Source organism: Curtobacterium sp. Curtsp57, assembly GCF_047324335.1.
Classification (GTDB): domain Bacteria; phylum Actinomycetota; class Actinomycetes; order Actinomycetales; family Microbacteriaceae; genus Curtobacterium.
Map to the genome: position 1 here is coordinate 852,875 of NZ_CP168511.1, position 20,070 is coordinate 872,944.

Genomic DNA, 20,070 nt, shown 5'->3' on the forward strand with positions numbered 1-20,070 from the left:
CGACGACGACCCCCGCACTCCCCCTCGGTGATCCCCGAGCGAGTCGTGAGCGCGCGCAGGGCTCGCTCATAGGTTCGTCATGGGAAACGGGCTTGTACTCGTATCCATCGACGCCCGACCGGGTCGTCGAGAGCGACCGGAGAGCACCGATGAACGAGACCCCGAACCCCGACGCCGAACCGGGCACGACCCCGATCGACGCACAGGACGCCGCACCCCGCTCCACGTGGGAGGCTCCGCACGCCGACGCGTCCACACTCCGTCCCGCCTACGCGTTCGACGGCTCCGGTCCGTACCTCTACGCACCAGACGGCTCCGGCCCGTACGCCTACACGCACGACGGTCGTGGCCCGTACCTCATCGGCAGCCCCGCCCTCGCCGGCGTCCACCAGGGCTGGGCCCACGCGGCGCAGCACGGGCAGCAGTACCCGTCGCAGCAGCACCCGTCGGAGCAGGGGTGGAGCGGTGCCTTCGGCACGCGCCCCGGCACGAAGAAGCGCAAGCTCGGGCTGGTGATCGGGTCCGGCATCGCCGCCCTCGCGATCGTCGGTGCCGCCGGCGGGACGGCACTCGGGCTCTCGTCGGTCGGCACCGAGACCACGTCGAGTCAGTCCCAGGGCACGACGACCTCGCCGGACACCGGCAGCGGCACTGGGAACGGCACGAACGGCTTCACGGTGCCCGGCGACGGGAGCGGGAGCAGCTCGTCCGGCACCAGCACCGAGTCCGCCGCCACGGCGGCCACGGCAGCCCAGAAGAAGGGCGTCGTCACGATCAACACGATCCTGGACTACGACCAGTCGTCGCAGGCCGCCGGCACCGGGATGGTCCTGACCTCCGACGGCACGATCCTCACGAACAACCACGTCATCCAGGGTGCGACGAGCATCACGGTCACCGACGAGACCACCGGCAAGGAGTACAAGGCCGACGTGGTCGGTGCCGACGCCACGAACGACGTGGCGGTCCTCAAGCTGGAGAACGCGTCCGGCTTGTCGACCGTCACGCTCGACGACGACGGCGAACCGAGCACCGGTGACGCCGTGACCGACGTCGGCAACGCCGAGGGCACGGGCAACCTCGTCGCCGCGGAGGGCACCGTCACCGCGACCGACCAGGACATCCAGGTGCAGAGCGAGTCCGGCACGGGCACCGAGTCCCTCACCGGCCTGATCGAGATCGCCGCGGACATCGTCTCCGGCGACTCCGGCGGTCCGGTGCTCGACAGCGAGGGTGAGGTCGTCGGCATGGCGACCGCTGCGTCCTCGGGTTCGGCCGACGTGACGGGCTACGCGATCCCGATCACGACGGCGAAGGCGATCGCGGACAAGATCCTCGCCGGTGACGCATCCGGGACGATCACGATCGGGCTGCCCGCGTTCCTCGGCGTCCAGGTGAGCGGCACGTCCACCACCACGGGCGGGGTCGCGGTCGCCGGGACCGTCGAGGGGTCAGGCGCAGCGGCAGCGGGCCTCGCTGCCGGTGACACGATCACGTCGATCGACGGCACCGCGATCACGAGCTCGGACCAGCTGACGCAGGTGATCCAGTCGAAGTCCGTCGGCGACAAGGTCTCAGTCGGCTACACGAACAGCGCCGGCACGGCGAGCACCGTCACGGTGACGCTCACCGCGGGCCCTGCCGCCTAGGACAGGAAGGCTCGCACCAAGGACCGGTACACCGGTCTGGCCAGACCGGCGACTCCGCCGTCACGCAAGGAACGCACGCACCAAGGACCGGTACACCGGTCTGACCAGACCGGCGACTCCGCCGTCACGCAAGGAACGCACGCACCAAGGACCGGTACACCGGTCTGACCAGACCGGCGACTCCGCCGTCACGCAAGGAACGCACGCACCAAGGACCGGTAGACGTTGGCCGGCGACTCCGCCCAGAACGCGGAGGCGCCGGCCTCCGTGCGTCCGACGCGTGCGAAGCCATGTCCCTCGGCGTGCACGATCGTGATCGGTCGGGGCTTCCCCGGCCGACGCAGGTACGACACCGTCCACGGCGCCGCCCAGAACCGGGCGAGCCGCGGGTCGGCATCGGCGATCGACGCCGGCAGGTCGGGAGCGTCGTCGCCACCGGCCAGCCGCCTGCCGAGCAGGTCGGCCCGGAGCGACCCCGTGCGGAACGGGAAGGTCCATGCCGGACCGACACCGAGCCTCCCGGCCGCGATCGCGACCACGCGCTCCGGCGCGAGCCGGGTGATCACGGAATCCGCGTCGTCCGTCCCGTCCACGACGGTGCCGGACCAGGCCTGGAGGCGCGACACGCGCCCGTCTGGCAGGTGCTGTTCCAGCGTGGTCGGCTGCACGTCGCCGGCCCACGGTTCGATGAGGGCCTGGGTCGTCGGTGGGACCGTCCCGAAGCGTCCGACCAGGCCGGCGTCGACGAGTCCGCGTCCGCCGGGACTGCGCAGGAGCGTGGGGCTCCAGCGCTTCCCGGCCATGCTCTGCAGCGTGGTGAGGGCGTCGGAGGCGATGTGCGGTCCGTCGAGCTCCGGTGCCGGCTGCGCGGCCGGCAGCTCCTCGAGGTCGCGGGGCGACGACGCGGAGACCGGGCCGACGGCGCGGACGGAGTCGAGCACGGCGAACACGACGTCGTCGGTCTCGTCGAGCCGCGCGAGCGGACGTTCGACGGTCACGTCGACGCGGTGCCGTCCGGTGACGAACAGCAGGTGGGCGCCGACGATCGAGGTCGATTCGTGGTCCTCGTCGCCGTCCTCGCCGGGGCGGACGTACTCGACCAGGCGTGCGGGTGCGCCGACCGTGCCCCAGACGTCGCAGCCGACGAGGAGCAGGCCGTCGACGGACCCGGGGAGTCGTTCGATGAGCGAGGCGTTCTCGTCCCCGATGCCGCGATCGCTCGGGCGGGACCGGACGGTGAGGACGACGTCGTCGCCGCGCAGCCGGAGGTCCGCGTGGGACGCGTCCTCGCGTCGCCAGGAGTCTGGGCGGCGGAGCGTCACACGGGCGGTGCGGTCCTCGGTGCCGGGTGGGACGGGGACTGCCATGGCCAGAGGCTACGACGGCACGGGTGCGTGCCCGGCGACGGCTCGCCGCGGTCGCTCGCTTCGAACGGCGTCAGCGAGGACGACGTGGCGGGGGCGGTGGGACGCGCTTCGCGGCGACGACGTCGGTGAGGGCGACCTCGACCCGGCCGCGGCGGGTGTCGATCGTGACGGTGTCCGGTGTGCGTGCGACGAGGTCGCCGAGTGCGTCACTCGCGCCGTCGCCGTGGTGCGCCCGGACGACGACGCGTGTCCCCAGCTCGACCTCGGCGAGCACGCCGATCGCGAGTGCCCGTGCGATCCGCCCCTGTTCGTCCGCTCCCACGCCCCCGACCCTACGGGCTGCCGCGGGCGGGTACCGGACGCCTAGGGTGGGGGGATGGACAAGGCCCGGGTGGACAGCTGGATCTGGGCGGTCCGGATCACCAAGACCCGGTCCGCCGCGACGACCGCGTGCAAGGCCGGACACGTCCGGGTCAACGGCGAGCGGGCGAAACCGTCGCAGCCGGTCGGCCCCGGTGACGAGGTCCGTGTCCGTCAGGCCGGGTTCGACCGCATCGTCGTCGTGAAGAGCATCATCCTGAAGCGCGTCGGGGCCACCGAGGCGGCGAAGCACCTCGACGACAGGACCCCGCCCCGCCTGCCGAAGGAAGAGGCCGGCTTCGTCCCGATGCGCGATCGCGGTGCCGGACGTCCGAGCAAGCGGGAGCGCCGGGACCTCGAGAAGCTCCGCGGCTACTGATCGCCCGGATGGTCCAGCGCGTCAGACGAACCGGACGGTCTGCTGCAGGCGGTCCCGGATCTCGAACACGTCGACCGCGCCCTCCGGGGACCACACGCCGTTGAGCACCTGCCCGAGCGCACTGCGCCGGACCACGTAGGCGGTCGGCTTCTTCGGGGAGCCGACGAGCTGCACGTCGTGGTCGACCGCGGAGTCCGGGACGACGAGCAGCCGGCCGGTGAACCGCACGCGGGTCTGCTTCTGGACGGCACGGGCCGCGCGGACGAGCTCCTTCACGGGGCGCTCCCCCGGCTCGAGCGTCTCGCCGACGATCTCGCCGTGGTCGATCCGCACCGGCCCGCCCCAGTCGATGGACTCGAGCGCCCACAACCCGCTCGGCATGAGCACGACGTGGTCGAGCTTGCCCTCCGCACCCGCATCGAGGTCGTGCCAGACCGTCACACCGATGCCCATGTCGGCGACGATCGAGGCGGTCGCCTCCTCGGCGAGCGCCTCACCGAGCAGCCGGCGGATGAACCGGGGGGCTGATCGGATGAGTGACGGGGCGTACGGGTCCTCGATGGGGTCGCCGAGTCCGACCCACTCGCGCTCGGCAGCGAGGAAGACCTCACGGGATCGACCGCCGGGGTGTCCGTGGGAGCGGGCACGCGGGCGGGAGTCGCGACGCGCCGTGGGTGGTGCGTACTCGTCGCGACCGGAACCGGGCCTCCACGACGAGCTGCCGGACGGAGCCGACGGGGCGGACGTCGGGCGCGACCCCGTGTCGTAGGCGCGTCGCGCCGCGGGGGTGCCGATGCGCTCCCATGCGACCTGCACCCGGCGGAAGCGGATGGCGTCACCGCCGAGGTCCGGGTGGGTCTCGCGGGCCGCTCGGCGGTAGGCGCGGCGGAGTTCCTCGTCGTCGGCGGTCGCGGCGACGCCGAGGACTTCGTAGGGGGTGGCGTCGGCCGGGCTGTCGGTCATGGCCTTGGAACATTACCCGAGGGAGCGTCGGGAGCAGCCGCACGGATGCTGGGCAGTCGCTGGAACGATCAGCCCACGTCGAGGGTGAGTGGGAGGCCGACGAACCGGGCGTACGCCGTCGCTGCCGTCTCGACGGCGCGGCGCACTGCCGGGGTGAGCGGCGTGAACGATGTCACGGTGACGCGGACGTCCCGCGTGCGTTCGGTGCGCTTCCAGGTGCCGACGACCTGCCCGCGGTGCACGACCATCGGCAGGAAGATGCCGTTGCCGCCCGGCACGACACGGTCGGCGTGCACGGCGTCGAGGTGCCCGGTCCGGTCCGCGTACCCGAGCAGGTACTCGTCGAACCCGGGCAGGAGCTGCCCGGTCGGGATGCCGCCCGGCTCCGGCCGGTCCGCGAGCGCGAGGAGGCCGCCGCCGAGGTCCTCGATCGCCTCGCCCGCTGCCGCGACACCACGTCGGACGTCCCCGAGGGGCAGCTTCGTCCAGCTCGCGGCGTCGACCTCGGTCGCCGGTCCCCTGCCACGGAGGAAGCCGAGGAGTGTCCGGCGCAGGGCGTCGTCCGGGTCCGGGACGGGCGACGCCGCCGGTGCCCACTCGTCGAGGAGCACGAGGTCCTGCCCGACACGGCTCATCGGGCCCCACGCCACGAGCCCCTCCTGCGCCAGCCGGAACAGCAGGTGGTAGCCGCGCCCGCCGGCGGGGTCGATCCCGGCGTCCCGGTAGCGGGCGAGCACGCCGTCGCGGTCCAGGGACCGGCCGCCCTCGAGTGCCGCGATGGTGAGCGCCCGGGCACGGTCGACGGTGGCCTCGTCGAGTCCGAGCTCCGCCGCGCGTCTGGCGGTCTGGCGGATGGTCCTGGTCGCGGTCAGGGAGAGGAGCATCCGGAGGTCGTCGGCACGCAGCACGTGCAGGGTCCCGCGCATCGGCCACGACCGGACGAACTCCCCCCGGTCGAAGGCCGCGTGCACGTCAGCCCGGGTCAGGCCGAGGGCCCTGACGCCGATCGCCCACAGCGACTGGCCGAGGTCCTGCCCTTGCAGCGCCGTCATGTGGGTGACGACGTCGAGCGCCGTCGCGCCCCGCACACCGATGCGCTGCGCGGCGAGACGCATCGAGCGGAGGGCCGCAGGGGTCGGCGACCGGGTCACACCACTGCTCTGGTGATGTCGTCGGCGTGCTGCTCGATGTACGCCGCGTCGGCGCGGTACAGGTCGGCGTGGCCGTGCTCGAGGTCGCTGACGAACTTCGGGTTCCCGGCTGCCGCCTCGGTCTCGAGCATGGTGAGGAGTGCGGTGATCGAGGCGAGCATCGTCGGTGCGAGGACCGACCGGGACGCCTGGTCGAGCCCGTAGGCGCGGCAGAACTCCGATGCCCGCGAGAGTCGCGCGTCGAGCGTCGGGGCGGTCGCGCCCTCGACGGCTCCGGTGGTGAACGGCGCGAACCGGTAGACCGCGCTCGCGACGTCCCAGACCCGCGGGCCGGGGTGGGCCGTGTCGAAGTCGATGATGCCGACCGCGGCGATCCCGTCGTAGACGCAGTTGTACGGCGCGAAGTCACCGTGCACGACGGTCTCGACCGGGGTGGACGGGGTCTGCGACCACACGTCGGCGTCCTCGTCGAGCGGGAAGGTCGCCGCGGCGTCGTGGTAGTGCCGGAGCATCCGGGCACTCGTGACGAGTGCGGCTTCGCTCGCGACGTCCTCGGTCCACGGGTACTCGCCAGCGACCCCCGGGACGAACGAGACCGTCTCGAGCGTGTTGTCGAGTTCGATCGGCTCCGGCGCGGCCACGAAGCCCTGCTCGTGGAGGTGCGCGAGGAGCCGGTGGACGGTGGGCGTCCACGGCCCCGCGGGACGGTGGACCCGGTCGTCGGCCTTGGTGATGCGCTCCATGAGTGCCCGCTCCTGTCGTGGTCGTCGTCGTTGACGTGCCATGGCCGGCGCGATCGCCTCCGTTGACGGGCACCGGCGTGGAGGCAAGCGTATCCGCCCCGGTGCTGCGATGTCGCGATCCATCCGCATGCATGCGCAAGTGCGTTCCTCGGCCAGGTGCCCGCGTGCATGCAGCCTTGCATGCAAGGCGTAGGATCGGAGATCGTGAACAGCACGGCGACGACCCAGGCGGCATCCGACCGCGCCTACCACCACGTCAAGCGGGCGATCATCCGCGGGGACCTCGCCGGCGGGACCGCCATCAGCGAGAACGCCATCTGCCAGGACCTCGGGATCTCCCGGACGCCGGTGCACGAGGCGTTCCTCCGGCTCGCCGCCGAGGAGCTCATCGCGTTGGAGTCCCGCAAGGGCGCCGTCGTCCGCCCGATGTCCCCGAACGAGGCGGCGGACGTGCTCGAGATGCGTGAGGCGATCGAGTCGACGGCCGCGAACCGCGTCGTCACCGACGGCCGCGTGGCGGACCTGGCCCCGAGCCTCCAGGCCATGCTCGCCGAGCAGGAGGCGGCCGTCCGCGACGGCGACGTCGACCGGTTCATCGAGGTGGACGCGGAGTTCCACGGGGCCGTGATCGGCGCGTCGCGGAACGCGATCGCCGTCCTGTTCGCCCGGACGCTGCAGGATCGGCAGCAGCGGCTCCGGCACCAGCTGATGCGGGTGCAGCCGTCCCAGTTGCAGGCGTCGCTCGACGACCACCGTGCGCTCGCCCGCGCCCTCGAGGACGGCGACGCCGCCCGCTACGCGGAGGTGCTCGGCGCCCACGTCGCGTCGCACCGGGGCGCACTGTGAGCGCCACCGGGTCGATCCCCACGACCGGCTCGCTGGCGGTCCCCCGCGCCCGGGTGATGCCGTGGGTCGCCGTCTGGGGTGCCGTGTTCGTGTGCTCGTGGGGCGGCAACCAGTTCAGCCCGCTGCTGCTGATGTACGAACAGCGCGCGCACTACTCGTCCGTGCTCGTGAACGTGTTCCTCGGCGTGTACGTGCTCGGGCTCGCGCCGGCGCTCCTCGTCGCCGGGTCCCTGTCCGACCGGCACGGCCGACGCCCGCTCATGCTCGCGGGCATCGCCTCCGCCGTCGTCGGCAGCGGCCTGCTCGCGCTCGGCCCGTTCGGCCCCGGCTTCCTGATGGCGGGGCGCCTGTTCGCGGGTGTCACGGTCGGCATCGCGATGGCCGTCGGCAACAGCTGGGTGAAGGAACTCTCGCAGGGCCGGTTCGACCCGACGGCTGACGCCGGCTCCGGGGCCCGTCGCGCATCGCTCGCGTTCACCCTCGGATCCGCCTCCGGTGCACTCGTCGCCGGGCTCATCGCGCAGTGGGGCCCGATCCCCGAGGTCCTGCCCTTCCTCGTCCACATCGCCGTCGCGCTGCCGTTCGCCGTCATCGTCTGGCGGACGCCGGAGACCCAGCGCTCCGGTGGGCTCGCCGGCCCCTGGTGGCGGCAACTCCGCGTCCCGAGCGCCGGGCACCGTCGGTTCACCCGCGTGGTGCTCGTCGGCGCGCCGTGGATCTTCGGGTCCGCCGCGATCGGCTACGGGTACCTCCCGACCCGGCTCGAGGGGGCGACCGGCACGTGGGGGCTCGTCTTCGCGACCGCGGCGACCGTCGTCGCCCTCGGGGTGTCGAGCGCGATCCAGCCGCTCGCGAAGCACGTGCACTCGATCGCGTCGGCGCGGGGCATCGCGACCGCGGTGTTCCTGATGACCCTCGGGATCGCGGTCGTCACCGTCGCGATCGAGCTGCAGTCGGTGTGGATCGGCATCGCGGCGAACGTGGTGATCGGCGTCGGGATCGGCATCGCGCTCGTGTCGTCGTTGCTCGAGGTGCAGCGGATCGCGGGCGCTCGGGACCTCGCCGGGTTGACCGGCGTGTTCTACGCGGCCGCGTACGCCGGGTTCCTCGCGCCGGCCGTCATCGCGGCGGTGGCGAACGTCGTGGCGCTGCCGCTCGTGCTCTGGGTGATCGTGGTGCTCGGCGTCGTGTCGTGGATCGCGGTGCTGATCTCGTCACGCCGCAACATCCCGGCGTAGCCGGGCGTCCGCGCCGCCGGGCCGTGCCGCCGGGCCGTGCCGCCGGGCCGTGCTGTGCCGCCGGCGCGTCGACGGGCGCTACAGCTGGTCGCGGAGCCACGAAGGGCCGCGGGTCGTCGCGCCGATCGCCTCGACGCGGGCGCGCAGCTCCCGGTCGGCCGTCACGACGACCACGGGGGCTTCACCGGCGGCGACCGCAGCCGAGGCAGCGGCCACGATCGCGTCGTCCCCTGACCCATCCGCGAGCACCACGGACACCCCGGGCCCCGGCTCCGACGTCGCCCCGCGGGCGTCCCCCTCGAGCACGACGGTCCACCGCGGCCACCACCGCGTGAACCCGAGGTCGAGCAGCGGCGCCGGGACACCCACCGCGGCGAGCGCCGTCAGCCCGTCGACCAGGCGGGACGCGGCACCCGCTCGGTCCTTCCACCAGCCGTCCGGCACGCTGCCGACGACGTTCGCGGCATCGACCACCACGTGCGGGGTGACCTCGATCGCGGAACGGAGCGCCGGCCACGACGCGCCGAAGCCCGGGTGCAGCGGCAGGTCGTCGACCTCGTCGACGGGGACCCAGGACAGCGCGAGGCTCTCCCGGTCCGCGATGACCGGCTCGAACGGCCGGGAGGCCCGCCCCACCACGGTCGTGTACGTCCAGAACCCGAGGTCGAGCACCGACGTGTGGCGCAGGTCGACCCCGTCGAGCGGCACGCCGGCTTCCTCGGCGGATTCCCGGAGCGCTCCGGTGACGGCGTCCTCGTGCTCGTGCCGGGCACCGCCGGGGATCCCCCACGTGCCGCCGTGGTGGCTCCACTCGACGCGGTGCTGGAGCAGGACGCGTCCGCGGCCGTCGTCGACGAGCAGGCCGGCTGCACCGAACACACCCCACGCCTTGGTGCCGTCGGGTCCGTACGCCCAGGCGTCGCCGGGGTCGCGGGGACCTGGCGGCGGACCTGGGGGCAGCGCGTCTGGCACGCCCCAAGCCTGTCACACGGCACCCGTCATGTGACCGCGGAGGTCGTGTACCGTTTCGTCCGAAGACACGGGGTGCCGCATCCGGCGGCTGAGATCACACCCGTCGAACCTGCTCGAGTTCGTACTCGCGAAGGGATCGTCCGATGAACACTCCTGCGCCCGCTCCTGCCTGGGCCGACCGTTCCGCCGAACTGCTCGAGGCCGTCAGGTCCAGGGCGCCGCTCGTGCAGTGCATCACGAACTCGGTGGTGCAGAACGTCACCGCGAACGTGCTGCTCGCACTCGGCGCCTCGGCCGCGATGGTCGACGTCCCCACCGAGGCCGGTCCGTTCGCCCGGGTCGCCGACGCGCTGCTCGTCAACACCGGCACCCCGCACGCCGCGCCCCTGGTCGCGTCCGTCGAGGCCGCCCGCGCAGCGGCCGAGCACGGCACCCCGTGGGTCCTGGACCCGGTGGCGGTCGGGTCGCTCCCGGTGCGCACCGCCCTGGCCCGCGAGTTGCTGGGCATCGGGCCGACGGTGCTCCGCGGCAACGCTTCCGAGGTCCTTGCACTGCTCGGCGACTCCGCCGGTGGGCGCGGGGTCGACAGCACGGCCGGCACCGACGACGCGCGTGCGTCCGCCGTCGACGCTGCCGGGAGGCTCGTGGGCGCCGTGGCCGTGTCGGGTCCCGTCGACCTGGTGTCCGGCTCCAGTGCCCCAGGCGGCTCCGGCACGGTGGTCCGGATCGCGAACGGGACCGAGCTCCTCACCCGGATCACCGGCGGCGGGTGCGCACTCGGCGCGGTGATCGCGGCGTTCACGTCCGTCGCCCCGGACGACCCGCTCGCCGCGACCGTCGCCGGCACCGCGGTGCACACCATCGCCGCGGAGCTCGCCGCGCGGGACGCCGGCGGTCCGGGGACGTTCCAGCCGCTGTTCCTCGACCGGCTGGCGTCGCTGACGCCCGCCGACGTCGTCGCCACGGCACGCATCACCGAGGAGGTCGCCGCATGACCGGGCTCGGTGTCTACCTGGTCACCGACGGCACGCTCTGCGACCGGCACGGACACGGGGTGCTCGGCGTGGTCCGGGCTGCCGTGCACGCCGGGGTCGGGATCGTGCAGGTGCGGGACAAGCACGCGAGCGCGAGGGACCTCCTCGCACTGACGGCCGCCGTCGCCGACGCGGTGGGCGACCGTGCGGCCGTGGTCGTCGACGACCGGCTCGACGTCGCCCTGGCCGCTCGGCACGCCGGGCACCGGGTCGCCGGGGTGCACCTCGGGCAGTCGGACGTCCCGGTGACGGCTGCGCGCGCGCTCCTCGGTCCGGACGCCCACGTCGGGCTGACCGCGAACACCCCGGCGCACCTCGACGTCGTCGCCCGGCTCCCCCGCGGGACGGTGGACCTGCTCGGCGTCGGTGTCGTGCACCCGACCGCGACGAAGGCCGACCACCCGCCGGCACTCGGGCACGACGGGTTCGCACGCCTCGCCGCCGCGACGGACGTGCCGTGCGTGGCGATCGGCGGCGTCGACCTCGACGACGTGGCGCCCCTGCGCGCTGCCGGTGCAGCGGGGGTCGCCGTCGTCTCCGGGATCTGCGCGGCACCGGACCCCGGCGCGGCGGCCGCCGCGTACGTGGCTGCGTGGGGCGGCTCGCGGTGAGCCGGCCGCCCCGGGTGCTGAGCATCGCCGGCACCGACCCGACCGGCGGTGCCGGACTGCAGGCCGACCTCAAGGCGATCGCCGCACACGACGGCTACGGCATGGCGGTCGTGACGGCCGTCGTCGCGCAGAACACCCGCGGCGTCCGGTCCGTGCACGTGCCGGACGTCCGTGTCCTGCGCGACCAGCTCGACGCCGTGTCGGACGACGTCGTCGTGGACGCGGTGAAGGTCGGCATGCTCGGCACGACCGCGGTCGTGGGCGAGGTCACCGACTGGCTCCGCACGAACCGCCCGCCGTCCGTGGTCGTCGACCCGGTGATGGTCGCGACGAGCGGCGACCGGCTGCTCGACGCGGACGCCGAGCGGGCGATGACGGGGTTGTTCGCCCAGGCCGACCTCGTGACGCCGAACCGGTCCGAGCTCGCGGTGCTCGCCGGGCTGGCTGGTGTCGACGACGCGGACCCGATCGGAGCGGCACGGGGCGTGGCCGCCGCGTGGGACGTGCTCGTGCTGGCGAAGGGCGGGCACGCCGGCGGCGACCGGTCGGACGACGTCCTCGTCACACCGGACGGCACCGTCCGGGTGTTCTCCGCGGGGCGGGTGGACACGACCAACACGCACGGCACCGGGTGCTCCCTGTCGAGTGCGATCGCGACGCTCGTGGCCAGGCACGGCGACTGGGAGGTCGCCGTCGGCACGGCGAAGGACTGGCTGACGGCAGCGCTCGCCGGCGCGGACGCACTCGAGGTCGGCAGTGGCAACGGGCCGATCGACCACGGGGCGCTCGTCCGCGCCGCCCTGCCGTCCCCCCGGTTCACCGACGCCTGGTGGGACGACGTCCGCGAGCTGCTCGACGCGACGATCGCGGCCCCGTTCATCCGGCGGATGGCCGACGGCACGCTGGAGCCGGACGTGTTCGCGGGCTACCTCGCGCAGGACGTGCACTACCTCCGCGCGTACGAACAGCACCTCGCGGCGATCGGGCACCGCGCGACCGGGAGCGATGCCGCGTTCTGGGCGGCCGCCGCTGCCGGCTGCGGCGAGGAAGCGGCGACCCTGCACCACCGCCGACTCGCCGGCACCCACGCCGACGACCCGGTGCACCCGACGTGCGCCGGCTACCTCGCGCACCTGGCGGCGGCCGCGACGCACCCCGACGTGGCCGTGCTCGCCGCCGCCGTCCTGCCCTGCTTCCGCGTGTACGCGTGGGTCGGGGCGCAGCTCGGCACCGCACCGGTCGGACACCCGTTCGCCGACTGGATCGCGGCCTACGGCGACCCGGACTTCGCGGCGTCGAGCGCCCGTGCGACGGACCTCGTCGAGGAACTCGCGCGCGCGGCCACGCCGGCGGTGCGCGGCGACATGGCCCGGGCGTTCCGCGAGTCGACCCGGTGGGAGCTGGCGTTCTTCCTGATGCCCTACGAGCTCGGCATGCCGTGGGACTTCGGCGCCAGCCGGACGAGCTCGACGTCGAGCGACCCGTCCGCGGCGGTGCAGCGCATCCAGGTGTGATCCGGCTGGCGCCGACGGTCGGTCGGCGAGCCGGGGTTCAGCAGCCGGAGGCCCCCTGGCGCCACGGTGTCCCACGGGATGTGCGAGTGCCCGAACACGAGCACGTCGACGTCCGGGTACGCCGCTGCCGCACGACGCTCGCGGCCGGTCGCGGCGCCGGTCTCGTGGACGACGGCGAACCGGAGCCCCTCGACGTCGACGTGCGCGACGAGCGGCAGCCGGTCGTCGAACTCGGGGCCGTCGTTGTTCCCGCGGACCCCGACGAACCGCGCGGCCCTCGCCTCGACGGCGTCGAGCGTCGCCAGGTCCACCCAGTCCCCCGCGTGCACGACGAGGTCCGCGGCGTCGATGTCGTCCCACAACCCGGCGGGGAGGTCCTTCGCCCGCTTCGGCAGGTGCGTGTCCGACAAGAGGACGATCGAGGTCGTCATGCCTTCGGCAGGTCCGGGTCCACGTCCGTGTCCGTCGCCCGGGCCGGCATCGGCAGACCGGCCTCGTCCGAGGCGCCCAGCCGCTCGAGCAGCCCGGCGAGCAGGGCGATGTCGTCGTCCGACCAGCTCGCGATCCGTTCGTCGAGGGCGTCGCGGTGCAGCTTCACGGATCGGGCGAGTGCCGCGCGTCCCTCGTCGGTCGCCTCGAGCGGCTTCGCGTTCCCCGTGCCGCCGTCGGTCGTCCGGATCAGCCCGGCGGCGAGCAGCCCGGCGAGCTGCCGGGAGATCGTCGACCGGTTCAAGCGGAGGTACCGGGCGATGTCGATGGCCATGCAGCCGGGGTGGAGCACGACGAAGTCGACGAGCGACTGGTCGACGATGCTCAGCACGGCGTCGTCCCCGCGGGCCCTGATGCTCGCCCGCCGGGTGATCCGGGAGAGCTCGGTGTAGGCGCGTCCGATGTCGGCGTCCCGCACGTCGGACCTCGGGTGGTCCATCCTGACTCCAACCTGTCGTTCCGTGCCCGTCACCATACCGGTGGGGTACAACCCCGGACCCCGGTGAACCGCCGAGCAGTGCGCGATCCGCCGACGGTCTGCGCGAACCCGCAGCCGGGCTAGTCGCCGCGTGCCGCCGCGTGCAGGGCCTCGATGTCGAGCTTCACCATCTGCCGCATCGCCTGGTACGCCCGCGCCGCGCCCTCCTGGTCGCCGCCGGCACTCATGATCTCGCCCATGTCCGCCGGGGTCACCTGCCAGGACACGCCCCACGCGTCCGTGATCCAGCCGCACGCCACCGGGGTGCCGCCGGCGTCGACGAACGCGTCCCAGATGCGGTCGAGTTCTGCCTGGTCCTCCACGTCGACCTGGAACGAGATCGCGTCGGTGTGCGGGTGCCCCGGGCCGGCGTTCATCGCGCGGTAGGGCTGCCCGTTCAGGCGGAACTCCACCACCAGGGTCGTCCCGTCCGGGAGCTTCTCGACGTGGTCGACGGACGAGTCCGGGATGACCGAGGTGTAGAACGTGGCGGCCTGCTCGGCCTGCCCGTCGTACCAGATGAAGGGGACGATCTGTCGCACGGTGGGTCCTGTCGTCGGGCTCAGTCCGCGACGCTGCGACTGAGGAGCGGTGCCTTGTCCGGGTGGTCGTCGAACCACTTGCCGACGAACCAGCACATCGGGACGATGCGCTTGTCGTTCCTGGACTCGACGTCGGCCACGGCGTACTCGACGAGCTCGGCGGCGTAGCCGTGCCCGCGGTGCGCCGGGACCGTGTACGTGTGCGGGAACGCGACGGCGTCGTCGTTCTCGCGGTAGTCGAGCACGCTCACCAGCGCGCCGTCGACGTACATCGCGTACCTCGAGCGGTCTGCCTCGTCGCGGAACTCGTGTGCCATGCCGCCATCATGCCTCGGAATGCACCGAGGGGCACGGCGTTGTCTGGAGGCATGACGACCATCGGGATCATCGGAGCAGGCAACATCGGCGGACAGCTGGCACGACTGGCGGTGCAGCACGGGTACGACGTGGCGATCGCGAACTCGCGCGGACCGGAGACACTGGCGGACCTCGTGTCCGAACTCGGCGACCGGGCACGGGCGGTCACGCGGGACGAAGCAGCGGCAGCAGGGGACCTCGTCGTGGTGACGACCCCCCTCGCGGCGATCGAGACGATCCCCGTGGAGCCCCTCGTCGGCAAGGTCGTGATCGACACGAACAACTACTACCCGCAGCGCGACGGACACATCGCGGCGCTCGACGACGAGACGACGACCACGGCCGAACTGCTGCAGGACCACCTGCCGGGTGCCCGCGTCGTCAAGGCCTTCAACCACATCATGGCCGGCGACCTGACCACAGCCGGGACCCCCACGGGTACCGCCGGTCGCCGTGCCCTCGTCGTCGCCGGCGACGACGCCGACGCCAAGCGCGTCGTGTCGGACCTGCTCGACGAGTTCGGCTTCGACCCGGTGGACATCGGCCCGCTCGCCGAGGGATGGCGCATCCAGCGCGACACCCCCGGCTACGTCAAGCCGTACGCGGCCGTCGAGCTCGAGCAGGCCGTGGCCGACGCGAAGCGCTACCGCGACATGTGAGCCCCCGCGACGGTGCCCACGGCCGCGATCATGCCGCGTCGAAGATCACCGTCATCTCGGCGATGTCGTCCTCGCTCGGCGTCCACGCGGTGCCGGCGTCCACGTTCTGCGTGATCTGCTCGGGCTTCGTCGCCCCCGCGATCACGCTCGTCAGCCCCGGCTGCGCCAGGAGCCACGCGAACGTCGCCTGCAGCATCGTGACGCCGCGCTCGTCGCAGAAGCCCTGGTACTCCTCGAGCACGTCCCACGGCGCGCTCTCGAGGAGTTCCGGCTTGCGCTTCGACAACCGACCGTCGGTGGGGCCGCCGGAGCGGGTGTACTTGCCGCTGAGCAGCCCGTTGTACAGCGGGAAGAACGGCAGGAACCCGAGCGCGTACGCGCGGACCGCAGGCAGGACCTCGGCCTCGGCGGCGCGCGCGAGCGGGCTGTACTCGTTCTGCGCGGACACGAACGCCGTGGTGCCGGCGATCGACGCGGTCAGCTCGGCCTCGGCGATCTGCCACCCGGCGAAGTTCGAGTGCCCGACGTAGCGGATCTTGCCCTCGCGGACCAGGTCGTCGAGGACGGACAGCGTCTCCTCGATCGGCGTCACCGAGTCCGGCCGGTGCATCTGGTACAGGTCGATCCAGTCCGTGCCGAGGCGCTGCAACGACGACTCGACGGCGAGCCGCACGTAGCGCCGGGACCCGCGGACGCCCCAGTCCGGTCCGTTCGCGCCACGCATGTCCATGCCGAACTTCGTCGCGAGGACCACCTCGTCGCGACGTCCGGCGATCGCCTTGCCGAGCATCGACTCCGACTGCCCGGGGGTCCCGCCGTAGATGTCGGCGGTGTCGAAGAGCGTCACGCCGGCGTCGAGTGCGGCGTGCACGACGGCGTCGGTGCCGTCCTGCGTCTCGGTGACCGTGTCCGGCCTGCCGAAGTTGTTGCAGCCGAGGCCGACGGTGGAGACGACGAGCCCGGAGGGGCCGAGTGGACGGTGTTCGATCGCTGCCATGCACCGACCGTACCGGCGTCCCCGGAACTGGGGCTGCGACACCGGCACCGGTTGCCGTTAGAACTGACGATGGATCAGCCTACGGAGGGAGCCGAACAGTGGCGTCGCATCGCTTACCCGATTCCGAACGACCCCGCCGTCCCGTCCCTGCCTGGGTGACGACCCCGTTCGTCGACGGCGCGGCCGATCAGGAGGCCCGACCCGCGTCCGCCGCCTCGGCACCCGTCCCCGAGACGGTCGAGTCCACCCCGCCGCAGATCGTCGCCGCCTCGACACCGGCTCCGTCCAGCGCTCCCGACGCCGCCGCGGTGCTCGATCCGGACGCCGTCGCGCCCGACTACCCACCCGTGGAGGAGCACCTCCCGCCGGCCCCGACGTCGCCGACCGTGCACACCGTGCCGTTCGACCAGCTCGTCGCCGAGTCACCTGCGCCCGTCTCCACTGCGTCCGTCTCCACTGCGCCTGTCCCAACTGCGCCCGTCTCCCCGGTCGACGCGCCCGTGCTCGTCGGTGCGCCCGCACCTCGTCCGACCGCGCCCGCCAGCCCCGTCGTCCCGCAGGCAGGGCAGCCGCGGTTCTCGGTGCCCGGGCTCGAGCACGTCGTCGTCGCGGGGACCGAGCCGCCTCCCGTCGGTCCGGTCGGGTACCGGACCCCCGCACGCTTCGCCCACCAGCAGGTCACCCGGGCGCTCCCGATCGCCGAGGCACCGGCCCCCGCCGACCTGGCTGCCGCCGTCCTGGCCCCGGCCGCCGGTCCAGCGGCCGCCCCGGCCCCGGTCGTCACGGGAGCTCCCGAGGCGACCCGCGCCGCGACCCGTGATGAGGCGGAGGTGACCGTCGACACCCAGGCCGAGCCGAGCCTCCCGTCCGGAGCGGAGGCGACCACGAAGCGGACCGCACGCCGCCCGCTCGGCGCGACGCCGGGTGCGGTCCTCGGCGCCGTCGCCGGGATCGCGTCGCTCGGACTCGCGGCGTGGTGGTTCCTCGCCCCCGCGTCCGTGCACGCGGCGGGTGTCGCGATCGGCGCGCTCGGCGTCGTGCTCTCGATCGCCACCCTGCGGAACCCGGCGGCGACGTGGCAGCGGCCGGTCGCGCTCCTCGGGGCCGTCCTCGGCGGTGTCGGGACGCTCGCGCTGCTCTGGGCCGTCGCGACCGCCGTCCTCCCGATGGCCGGCGTGACCTTGCCGGACCTCACCGGCTCGGGCCTGACCCCCACCCTCGTCCCGTAGCGCGTCCGCTCCGGCTCCCGCGCCCCTGTCGGAGCATCGAGTGCGCCGAAACGGGGACCTCCCGCCCTTCGCGCCCACCACTTCCGCGCACTCGATGCCCCCGACCGGGCGACCAGGCGGGCACGAACCGGGTCAGACCGCGCGGACGACGCCCCTGGACAGGATCGCGTTCGTCAGGGCGTCGATCGGCTCGCGCTGCACGGTCGGGTTCGCGATGAGGACGTAGTCGACCGCCGGCAGGTCGGGCAGCCCCAACCGCTGCGACACCTTCACGAGGTCGGCGGGGATGAGCGAGTGCGGGAACACCGCGACGCCGATCCCTGCGCGCACGGCGGCGAGCACGCCGTTCACGTCACGCGTGTTGCAGGTGATTCGCCACGTGCGACCGGCGGCCTCGAGCGCGTCGATCGCCATCTGCCGACTGATGCTCGGCGCCTGGTACGCGATGAGCGGCACCGGCTCGTCCCGCTCCACCGCGATGCCGTCCTGCGCCATCCACACCATCTGGTCCGTCGCGACCCTGGTGCCCTCGGCAGACTCCCCCGCGGTCTGCTTGATGAACACCAGGTCGAGCTGCCCGGCGTGCACCCGGCGCAGGAGCGGTGACGACTGGTTCACCGTGAGCTCGAGGTTCACCTGGGGGTGCAGTCGCCGGAAGTCCCGGAGGATCCGCGGCAGCTGCGTGATCGCGAGGTCGTCCGCCGCGCCGAACCGGAGCCGCCCGCGTGTGGCCGACCCGGAGAAGTAGGCATCAGCGGTCGCGTGGGCCGCGAGGATCGTCCGCGCGAACCCGGCCATCGCGTCCCCGTTGTCCGTGAGGCTGACGCCGCGGGTGTCCCGGGCGACGAGGGTCCGCGACACCGCCGTCTCGAGCCGGCGCACGTGCTGGGACACCGTCGGCTGGCTGATGCCGAGTCGCGCCCCCGCCTGGGTGAAGCTCTGCGTCTCGGCGACGGCGAGGAAGGTCTGCAGCAGGACGGGATCGAGCACGGGCACCTCATTCGACATCGCAATGGAGTGATAGCAACCATACGGGGATCGAATGGGTTCGTCGCAAGTAGTTTCGATGGGGTACCGATTCCGCCACCGACAGCCGGAGACCCCACCCCGTGAGCGCGTCATCGACGACCCTCTACCCGCCGACCGAACCCCTGCCGATCCAGGCCACCCGACCGCCCTGGCGGCACACGCTCATCGCCCTGTCGGTCCCGAACTTCCGGCTCTTCACCGCGACCAACCTCGTCGCGATGACCGCCGGGTGGATGCAGCGGATCGCGCAGGACTGGCTCGTCCTGCAGCTCACCGGCTCGGTCGCGCAGGTCGGCATCACGGTCGCGTGCCAGTTCGCCCCGATGCTGTTCTTCGGTCTGTTCGGCGGGGTCATCGTCGACCGCTTCTCGAAGCGCGCGCTGATGATGATCACGCAGGGTGCCTTCGCGGTGCTGTCGGCCCTGCTCGCGGTGCTGACGCTCGCCGGGGTGGTGCAGGCGTGGCACATCTGGGCGATCGCCTTCGTGGTCGGCATGGTGACCGTCATCGACAACCCGGCTCGCCAGGTCTTCGTGACCGAGATCGTCGGCCACGAGCACCTCAGGAACGCCATCAGCGTGAACTCCTCGGTGTTCCAGCTCGGCGGGATGATCGGCCCGGCGCTCTCCGGGGCACTGCTCGTCGCCGTCGGCGCCGGGTGGTCGTTCGGCGTGAACGCGGTCGCCTGCGCCGCGGTCGTCGTGACGCTGGGGTTCCTGCGCGTCTCGGAGCTGCACCGTACCCCGCCGGCACCGCGGGCGAAGGGCCAGCTCGTCGAGGGGCTCCGCTACGCGCTCGGGAAGCCGACGATCATCGTGCCGGTCGTCCTCGTCGCGTTCTTCTCGGTCTTCGCGCTGACGATGCCGGTCCTGCTGTCCGCCTTCGCCTCCCAGGTGTACGACGTCGGGGCCGGCGGCTACGGCGTGTTCAACTCGGCGATCGCCGTCGGTGCCCTCGTCGGTGCCCTGCTGTCCACGCGTCGCGCCGTCGTCCGGTTGCGCACCATCGTCGGCGGCGTGTTCTGGACCGGGATCCTGCTCGTCGTGTCGGGCAGCATCCCCGTGATCGCGCCGTTCACCGTGATGCTCGTCGCGGTCGGCATGTCACAGCTGCTCTTCCAGACGGCATCGAACTCACTCGTGCAGCTGTCGTCGAACGTCGCGATCCGCGGCCGCGTGATGTCGCTCTACATCCTCGTGCTCCTCGGCGGACAGGCGATCGGCGGACCGCTCATGGGTCAGGTCGTCGACCACTTCGGCGCCCACGTCGGCATGGTCGTCGCCGGAGGGGTGCCGGCCGCGGCAGCGGCCGTCATCGGCCTGGTGCTCGCCCGTCGCGGTGGGTTCCACCTCGGCGTCCGGATGCGGCACCACGTGCCGCTCCCGGCGATCGTCGGACACCGCTGACGGACAGGAGGCTCGTGGCGGGCCCGCACCGGGCCTCCTGTCCGGTGGTGGTCGGTT

Annotated in this window: 22 protein-coding genes and 1 riboswitch; of the genes, 10 read left to right on the plus strand and 12 right to left on the minus strand. The window is 73.0% G+C overall.

From position 1 onward, the window contains the following. Nucleotides 1-149 precede the first annotated feature (149 nt). Nucleotides 150-1,649, plus strand: a complete 1,500-nt coding sequence (locus ACEN9V_RS03985) for a S1C family serine protease (RefSeq protein WP_413602216.1) — start codon at nt 150-152, stop codon at nt 1,647-1,649. A gap of 188 nt (nt 1,650-1,837) precedes the next feature. On the opposite strand, the gene ACEN9V_RS03990 is transcribed toward ACEN9V_RS03985, so the two are convergent. Then, nucleotides 1,838-3,016: a hypothetical protein gene (locus tag ACEN9V_RS03990; protein ID WP_413602217.1), complete on the minus strand. Its 1,179-nt coding sequence runs from the start codon at nt 3,014-3,016 to the stop codon at nt 1,838-1,840. Nucleotides 3,017-3,086: 70 nt separating this feature from the next. Next, on the minus strand, nt 3,087-3,338 hold the full coding sequence (locus ACEN9V_RS03995) for a hypothetical protein (protein WP_413602218.1): 252 nt from the start codon (nt 3,336-3,338) through the stop codon (nt 3,087-3,089). A gap of 54 nt (nt 3,339-3,392) precedes the next feature. Between ACEN9V_RS03995 and ACEN9V_RS04000 the strand changes: the two genes are divergently transcribed. Further along, nucleotides 3,393-3,755 (plus strand): RNA-binding S4 domain-containing protein, encoded by a 363-nt coding sequence (locus ACEN9V_RS04000; RefSeq protein WP_281264153.1) that lies wholly within the window; start codon nt 3,393-3,395, stop codon nt 3,753-3,755. 21 nt (nt 3,756-3,776) lie between these two features. Here ACEN9V_RS04000 and ACEN9V_RS04005 read toward each other — a convergent pair whose 3' ends face one another. From ACEN9V_RS04005 to ACEN9V_RS04015, 3 genes are all read right to left on the minus strand, one after another. Then, the gene (locus ACEN9V_RS04005; RefSeq protein ID WP_413602219.1) at nt 3,777-4,718 is read right to left on the minus strand and encodes a DnaJ domain-containing protein; all 942 of its coding nucleotides are present in this window, start codon (nt 4,716-4,718) and stop codon (nt 3,777-3,779) included. 68 nt (nt 4,719-4,786) lie between these two features. Continuing rightward, nucleotides 4,787-5,869, minus strand: a complete 1,083-nt coding sequence (locus tag ACEN9V_RS04010; RefSeq protein WP_413602220.1) for a winged helix DNA-binding domain-containing protein — start codon at nt 5,867-5,869, stop codon at nt 4,787-4,789. After that, complete coding sequence (locus ACEN9V_RS04015; protein ID WP_413602221.1) at nt 5,866-6,612, minus strand: phosphotransferase; 747 nt, start codon at nt 6,610-6,612, stop codon at nt 5,866-5,868. The genes ACEN9V_RS04010 and ACEN9V_RS04015 overlap by 4 nt, the downstream gene beginning before the upstream one ends. A 204-nt stretch (nt 6,613-6,816) precedes the next feature. Between ACEN9V_RS04015 and ACEN9V_RS04020 the strand changes: the two genes are divergently transcribed. Together ACEN9V_RS04020 and ACEN9V_RS04025 are read left to right on the plus strand one after the other, a co-directional pair. Then, the gene (locus tag ACEN9V_RS04020; RefSeq protein ID WP_413602222.1) at nt 6,817-7,458 is read left to right on the plus strand and encodes a GntR family transcriptional regulator; all 642 of its coding nucleotides are present in this window, start codon (nt 6,817-6,819) and stop codon (nt 7,456-7,458) included. Then, the gene (locus ACEN9V_RS04025; RefSeq protein ID WP_413602223.1) at nt 7,455-8,696 is read left to right on the plus strand and encodes an MFS transporter; all 1,242 of its coding nucleotides are present in this window, start codon (nt 7,455-7,457) and stop codon (nt 8,694-8,696) included. Before ACEN9V_RS04020 ends, ACEN9V_RS04025 begins: the two co-directional genes overlap by 4 nt. 78 nt (nt 8,697-8,774) lie before the next feature. Here ACEN9V_RS04025 and ACEN9V_RS04030 read toward each other — a convergent pair whose 3' ends face one another. Continuing rightward, a complete protein-coding gene (locus tag ACEN9V_RS04030; RefSeq protein ID WP_413602224.1) occupies nt 8,775-9,668 on the minus strand; it encodes an NUDIX domain-containing protein in 894 nt (297 codons plus the stop codon). A gap of 58 nt (nt 9,669-9,726) precedes the next feature. Next, a riboswitch (TPP riboswitch) is annotated at nt 9,727-9,822 on the plus strand. Here ACEN9V_RS04030 and thiM point away from each other — a divergent pair. From thiM to thiD, 3 genes are all read left to right on the plus strand, one after another. Further along, nucleotides 9,812-10,663 (plus strand): hydroxyethylthiazole kinase, encoded by an 852-nt coding sequence (gene thiM, locus ACEN9V_RS04035; RefSeq protein WP_413602225.1) that lies wholly within the window; start codon nt 9,812-9,814, stop codon nt 10,661-10,663. It overlaps the preceding riboswitch by 11 nt. Then, complete coding sequence (gene thiE / locus ACEN9V_RS04040) at nt 10,660-11,313, plus strand: thiamine phosphate synthase (protein ID WP_413602226.1); 654 nt, start codon at nt 10,660-10,662, stop codon at nt 11,311-11,313. The genes thiM and thiE overlap by 4 nt, the downstream gene beginning before the upstream one ends. Further along, nucleotides 11,310-12,827: a bifunctional hydroxymethylpyrimidine kinase/phosphomethylpyrimidine kinase gene (gene thiD / locus ACEN9V_RS04045; RefSeq protein ID WP_413602227.1), complete on the plus strand. Its 1,518-nt coding sequence runs from the start codon at nt 11,310-11,312 to the stop codon at nt 12,825-12,827. The genes thiE and thiD overlap by 4 nt, the downstream gene beginning before the upstream one ends. Here the strand turns inward: thiD and ACEN9V_RS04050 are convergent. The 4 genes from ACEN9V_RS04050 to ACEN9V_RS04065 all read right to left on the minus strand — a co-directional run bounded on the left by ACEN9V_RS04050 (nt 12,734) and on the right by ACEN9V_RS04065 (nt 14,653). Continuing rightward, nucleotides 12,734-13,258, minus strand: a complete 525-nt coding sequence (locus tag ACEN9V_RS04050) for a metallophosphoesterase family protein (protein ID WP_413602228.1) — start codon at nt 13,256-13,258, stop codon at nt 12,734-12,736. The two genes, thiD and ACEN9V_RS04050, sit on opposite strands and share 94 nt — an antisense overlap. Further along, nucleotides 13,255-13,755 carry a MarR family winged helix-turn-helix transcriptional regulator gene (locus tag ACEN9V_RS04055; RefSeq protein ID WP_413602229.1) on the minus strand — a complete coding sequence of 167 codons (501 nt, stop codon included), beginning with the start codon at nt 13,753-13,755 and terminating at the stop codon, nt 13,255-13,257. Before ACEN9V_RS04055 ends, ACEN9V_RS04050 begins: the two co-directional genes overlap by 4 nt. A gap of 119 nt (nt 13,756-13,874) precedes the next feature. Further along, a complete protein-coding gene (locus ACEN9V_RS04060; protein WP_413602230.1) occupies nt 13,875-14,336 on the minus strand; it encodes a VOC family protein in 462 nt (153 codons plus the stop codon). Nucleotides 14,337-14,356: 20 nt separating this feature from the next. Beyond that, nucleotides 14,357-14,653 (minus strand): GNAT family N-acetyltransferase, encoded by a 297-nt coding sequence (locus ACEN9V_RS04065; RefSeq protein WP_281264140.1) that lies wholly within the window; start codon nt 14,651-14,653, stop codon nt 14,357-14,359. Between the two features lie 51 nt (nt 14,654-14,704). On the opposite strand from ACEN9V_RS04065, the gene ACEN9V_RS04070 reads away from it, so the two are divergent. Beyond that, nucleotides 14,705-15,352, plus strand: a complete 648-nt coding sequence (locus ACEN9V_RS04070; protein WP_413602231.1) for an NADPH-dependent F420 reductase — start codon at nt 14,705-14,707, stop codon at nt 15,350-15,352. Nucleotides 15,353-15,380: 28 nt separating this feature from the next. Here the strand turns inward: ACEN9V_RS04070 and ACEN9V_RS04075 are convergent, their stop codons facing one another. After that, entirely contained in the window at nt 15,381-16,349 is a 969-nt protein-coding gene (locus ACEN9V_RS04075) for an aldo/keto reductase (RefSeq protein WP_413602232.1), read from the minus strand. A 155-nt stretch (nt 16,350-16,504) separates the two neighbouring features. On the opposite strand from ACEN9V_RS04075, the gene ACEN9V_RS04080 reads away from it, so the two are divergent. After that, nucleotides 16,505-17,578: a hypothetical protein gene (locus ACEN9V_RS04080; RefSeq protein WP_413602233.1), complete on the plus strand. Its 1,074-nt coding sequence runs from the start codon at nt 16,505-16,507 to the stop codon at nt 17,576-17,578. 132 nt (nt 17,579-17,710) lie between these two features. Here the strand turns inward: ACEN9V_RS04080 and ACEN9V_RS04085 are convergent, their stop codons facing one another. Then, nucleotides 17,711-18,568 carry a LysR substrate-binding domain-containing protein gene (locus tag ACEN9V_RS04085; RefSeq protein WP_123653040.1) on the minus strand — a complete coding sequence of 286 codons (858 nt, stop codon included), beginning with the start codon at nt 18,566-18,568 and terminating at the stop codon, nt 17,711-17,713. A 119-nt stretch (nt 18,569-18,687) separates the two neighbouring features. On the opposite strand from ACEN9V_RS04085, the gene ACEN9V_RS04090 reads away from it, so the two are divergent. Then, nucleotides 18,688-20,013, plus strand: a complete 1,326-nt coding sequence (locus tag ACEN9V_RS04090) for an MFS transporter (protein WP_413602234.1) — start codon at nt 18,688-18,690, stop codon at nt 20,011-20,013. Nucleotides 20,014-20,070: the final 57 nt, after the last annotated feature.